Origin of the sequence: Parafannyhessea sp. (genome assembly GCF_051876455.1) — a bacterium.
In the GTDB taxonomy this organism is placed as follows: domain Bacteria; phylum Actinomycetota; class Coriobacteriia; order Coriobacteriales; family Atopobiaceae; genus Parafannyhessea.
Map to the genome: position 1 here is coordinate 1 of NZ_JBJEHW010000221.1, position 1619 is coordinate 1619.

Consider the following 1619-nt stretch of genomic DNA (forward strand, 5'->3'; position numbering starts at 1 on the left):
CTTCACGACGCTCGTTCCCAACCTGGGCATGGTGCGTGCCAAGGACGGGTCTTCGTTCGTGGTCGCGGACGTGCCCGGGCTGATCGAGGGTGCCAGCGAGGGCAAGGGGCTCGGGCACCAGTTCCTCCGCCACATCGAGCGCTCGGCCCTCATCCTCCACGTCGTGGATGTGACGGGCGGCTACGAGGGCCGGGACGCCGTGCAGGACTACAGGACGATCAACGAGGAGCTCGCAGCATATGCCTCCGAGCTCGCCGAGCGTCCCCAGATCGTCGTGGCGAACAAGTGCGACATGCCGGGAACCGAGGACGCCGTCGAGAGGCTCCGCCTCGCGGCCGAGAAGGACGGACGCCCGTTCTTCAAGGTGTCCGCCGTGACCGGCGAGGGGCTTGACGAGCTCGTGATCCACACTTCCGCCGAGGTGCGGAAGCTCAGGAGCGCCGCGAGGGTCGAGGAGCCCGAGGAGCTCTCCGTGGCCCTGAACGAGAGCGCCGAGAGGCTCCGCCGCAGGCGCGACAACGCCATCTCCATCCGCATGGAGTCCCAGGGCATCTGGCGCGTCAGCGGCGGCGCCGTCGAGCGCATGGTCATCCAGACCGACTGGGACAACGACGAGGCCATCGCCTACCTGCAGCATCGCTTTGACCGGATCGGCCTCGACGACCGCCTTGCGGAGGCGGGATGCAAGAACGGGGACGAGGTCAGGATCCTCGGCTTCGCCTTCACCTACGAGGGGGCGGACCAGGAGGACGAGTTCGCGGAGCTGAACGAGGATGAGGACGAGGTCGTCCTCGCCGACGGGGGCGGGGACGACGGGGAGGTAGAGGTCCTGAATGTCTGAGATCTTCGAGACCCCAAACGTCATCGTCGTGAAGGTCGGGTCGTCCACGCTCGTGGACGAGTCCGGACGACCCGACCGTGCCTTCATAGGCTCGCTGTGCGAGCAGGCTGCCAACCTCGCCTCGGGGGGCTTCCACGTGGTCATCGTCTCTTCCGGCGCGGTCGCCGCGGGCATGGAGCGGCTCGGCCTCGGCAGGAGGCCGAGTGACATGCCGGGGCGTCAGGCCTGCGCCGCGGCCGGACAGGCGGCGCTCACGGAGGTGTACGCAGAGCAGCTGGCAAGGCGCGGCGTGCCCTGTGGGCAGGTTCTTCTCACCCGTAGGGACCTGACGGACCGCGAGGGGTACCTCAACGCCAGGAACACGCTGGGGAAGCTGCTCGCGCTCGGGGCCGTCCCCGTCGTGAACGAGAACGACACCGTGTCGACCACGGAGTTCAACTTTGGCGACAACGACATGCTCGGCGCCATCGTGGCGACGATGCTCAACGCGGACGAGTACGTGATACTCTCGGATGTCGACGGGCTGTACACGGCGAATCCCGCGACGGACCGGGACGCCAGGCTCATAGGCCGCGTGAGCGAGATAACCCCGCAGATATCCGCAATGGCCGGCGGCGCCGGGTCGTCCGTGGGCACAGGCGGCATGGCCTCGAAGATCCGCGCGGCCCGCGCGATGCTGGCGGCGGGCATCCCGATGGTGGTGTGCCGCGGGCGCGACGAGCGGTCGCTCGAGCGCGTGGTTGGGGGAGAAGGACTCGGCACGCGCTTCGAGGCGCCC

General features: G+C 68.6%; 2 protein-coding genes. Both read left to right on the forward strand.

From position 1 onward, the window contains the following. Window positions 1-841, forward strand: an 841-nt coding sequence (cgtA, locus tag ACI38Z_RS09225; protein WP_439789910.1) for an Obg family GTPase CgtA, incomplete at its 5' end; no start/stop codon positions are given. Next, the coding region (gene proB / locus ACI38Z_RS09230) for a glutamate 5-kinase (protein ID WP_439789911.1) at window positions 834-1619 on the forward strand (786 nt) is incomplete at its 3' end. The genes cgtA and proB, both read left to right, overlap by 8 nt.